The following is a 3,161-nucleotide window of genomic DNA, read 5'->3' on the forward strand; positions in this document are numbered from 1 at the left end:
GCGGTCAGCTCGTTGTTGATGGCGTTCTGCAGGTGATAGCCGATGTAGCCCTGGCTCATGGCCCCGCACTCGGGGAAGGGCATGTCGGCCTTGATGGCCCCTGCCGCCGCGGCGGTGGAAAGCCCCAGGTTGATCATGCCCACCTGGGGGCCGTTGCCGTGGGCGATGATGACCTGGTTGCCCGCCTCGATCAGGTCCACGATGGGCTTGGCGGTGCCGGTGACCAGCGCCAGCTGCTCGGCGGCGGTGTTGCCCAGGGCGTTGCCGCCCAGGGCGATGACGATCTTAGACATGTTATTCTCCTTTTCGCCCGGAACGGGCGTTTTGGGGGGTGAGAAACGCCCGGCACGACCGTGCCGGGCATTGATCTTTTCAGGCAATGCCGAACAGGTGGGCGCAGAGGACCACCACTGGAATGCTGATGAGCACCCGCTCCAGGAAGATGACGAACAGATGCCCCAGATTGAGCGGCACGCGGGAGGTGAGGATCAGGGTGCCGATGTCCGAGATGTACACGATCTGGATGATGCTGATGGTGCCCAGCACGAACTTTGTGAGGGTGGCCGTCATGGAGGAGCCCACGATCACCGGGATGAACTGGTCGGCAAAGCCCACCAGAATGGAGGAGCCGGCCTCCATGGCGTCCGGCACCTGGAACAGCTGCAGGTACATCCCCAGGGGGATGCCCAGATAGTCGAACAGGGAGGTGTAATTTGCCAGCACCAGCGCGATGGTACCGATGGCCATCATGTTGGGCAGCGTTGTGATGATGAGGTTCACCACGTTGTACGCCCCCGCGCGCAAAAAGCCCACGGGGCCCGGCGCGCCGGCCGCCCGGGCCAGCGCCTGCCGGTAACCCCACTGCAGGCCGTTGACGCCCTGCGGCGTGTCCTCGTTGGCCTGCTTGCCGCTGCGGGCGTCGTAGGCGGTGGACATGCTGCGCAGCGGCCACAGCCGCGGCAGGATCACCGCGCAGAGCAGGCTGGCGATGGCGATGGTAAGATAAAACTGGGGGAAGATGTCGTTGAAGTCCAGCATGTTCGCGATCAGCGAGCAGAAGCTCACGCTGAGCAGCGAGAAGTTGCAGATGATGATGGCGGCCTCTTTGGCGTTGTACTGGCCGCTCTCATACTGCGAGATGGTCAGGTAGGTGCCGCACACACTGGAACCCATCCAGGAGGTGACACAGTCGATCATCGCCCGCCCCGGCACGCAGAACAGCCGCCGCGCCACCTTTGTGAACAGCGAGCTCAGCAGGTCCATCAGGCCGTAGTCGGTCAGCAGAGAGAGGAAAAAACCGCCGATGATGTACCACATGATGCAGGAGGGCAGGATGCTGGTGAGCATGTTGCCGCCGGTATCCGCCGACCATACGGCCTCCGGCCCCAGCTGGAAATAGGTGAGCACGGCCAGCACGCCGCCGATCACCCGCGTCACCAGCCAGAACAGGCTGGGGGAGAACAGCTCCTTCAGCTGGGGGTTTTTCTTCACAAAGGGCAGCGGCAGCAGCCGGCACGCCAGCGAAAGGGCCGCGTCCGCCACGATGATCGCCACCAGAAGCGGGATGAGCGCGTCGCCCAGGGCCGTCTGGATCCAGTCGCCCAGGATGCCCACGATCAACTCGGAACTGCCGTTGTACTCCACAGGTATCAGAAAAAGAATGACCGCGAACAGCGACGGGACGATCATTTTCAAACGCGTTTTCACTCCGCTTTTCACGGGGATCCCTCCTTTCAGCCGCAAACACGGATACCCATTGTCCGATCACCGCACCGCAAACCGGCGCCGCGAGCCGGCGGGGATCAGTATTGGGGGACGTTCTTGGTCAGGCAGTGGATGCCGCCGCCGCCGCTCAGGTTCAGCGACATGGCATACACCGGGATGACCTTCCGGTCGGGATAGGCCTTCTGCAGGATGGCCATGGCCTCGGCGTCGCGCTGGCGGATGGCCTCGCTCTTGCCCTCCTGCCAGTAGCTCTGGGCGATGACCACGTCGTTGCAGACCAGATAGTTCACATAGCTCTGGGCCGGCTGCATGATGATCTCGCCCTCGGGCATGGGGGTGCCGTCGTCCAGCAGGGCCTCCTCGTTCTCCGCAAAGCGCTTGCCCCAGGTGCGGTTCTGCCGGTCGGCGGGGGTGGTGACCACATACTCGGGGATGGGCGCCGGGATCCGAATGATCCGGAAGGGGTTGCCCTCCGCGTCGGTGGAGTTCTTCAGCACCTCGTAGGCCATGTCGCACCGCTCTTTGGTGATGCGGGCGGATTCCAGCGAAGCGGCCTCCTCCTCGCTGATCTCCAGCAGCAGCACGGTGTTCTTGTCCACAAAGCGGGCGATCTCGTCGCAGTGGCCGTTGGCGGAACCGGCGCGGTAGACGGGCTTGCCGTCCACATAGTCCAGCACGCCGATGGTGGAATCCTCGTCCTCCCAGGTGCTGTAGGGCAGCCAGATGATCTTCTTGAGGTTGAACAGGCGCTTGAATTCCTCCTCCACCTGCTCCTTGGTCTTGTCCGGGTTGCGCTTGCGCACCTCGGTGTCCTCCACCGCCATCATCACGCCGGCGCCGTTGAATTCCTTGTCGCCGCCCTCGGAGATCATGGTGGAGCCCAGCAGGTTGTAGCAGCCCAGCTCGATGGCCATGTGCGGGCCGTACTTCTTGCACATGATGGACATCTCGCTGTCCTCCTCGCCCATGCCGTACATGTCGAAGCGGAAGTGGACGCAGCGCTTTTCGCCTTTGTCGTTGCCCATGATGTCGGGGCCGTAGTCGCGGGCCCAGTGCATCTTGTCGGGGATCTCGGTGATGATGACGCTGTTCAGGTCGATGTCGCCCTCTTCCAGGATCTCCCGGCAGCGGGCCGCGGAGCCGGGCCAGCCGCAGTTGATGATAATCTTGTCCACATGGCCGATGAGGTTGCGCACGATCTCGTGCACCGTGCCCTCGGCGAACACGCCCTTGACCGGCTCGATCAGGCGGGGCCAGCCCACCACAACGGCTTCCTGGGGCTCGAAATCGGCGCCCATGCGGAAGGTATCTTCAGACATGATGATTCTCCTTTCGTTGACTCATACATTAAAAATCACAATACACCACGGCCGGGGCTTATACAAGGATGAATCCCAGGACCAGACACACCGCCAGGCTGACGCCGCCGGCGATGG

At 63.0% G+C, this 3,161-nt stretch carries 2 protein-coding genes and 1 pseudogene; all 3 read right to left on the reverse strand.

The window, feature by feature from the left end:
* Positions 1 to 293: pseudogene (locus ACH2AT_RS10830) on the reverse strand (carbamate kinase); the annotation flags it as partial.
* Between the two features lie 79 nt (positions 294 to 372).
* Positions 373 to 1,719, reverse strand: coding sequence for a YjiH family protein (locus ACH2AT_RS10835; RefSeq protein ID WP_394965978.1), 1,347 nt, complete (start codon positions 1,717 to 1,719; stop codon positions 373 to 375).
* 83 nt (positions 1,720 to 1,802) lie between these two features.
* Positions 1,803 to 3,044 carry an agmatine deiminase family protein gene (locus tag ACH2AT_RS10840; protein WP_177521766.1) on the reverse strand — a complete coding sequence of 414 codons (1,242 nt, stop codon included), beginning with the start codon at positions 3,042 to 3,044 and terminating at the stop codon, positions 1,803 to 1,805.
* Positions 3,045 to 3,161: the final 117 nt, after the last annotated feature.

The organism is Candidatus Allofournierella excrementigallinarum, from assembly GCF_944388085.1.
GTDB lineage: Bacteria > Bacillota > Clostridia > Oscillospirales > Ruminococcaceae > Allofournierella_A > Allofournierella_A excrementigallinarum.

Bases quoted from the DNA above. Each gene is read 5' to 3' on its own strand.
- ACH2AT_RS10840 (WP_177521766.1), bottom strand. From the start codon at position 3,044: ATGTCTGAAGATACCTTCCGCATGGGCGCCGATTTCGAGCCCCAGGAA.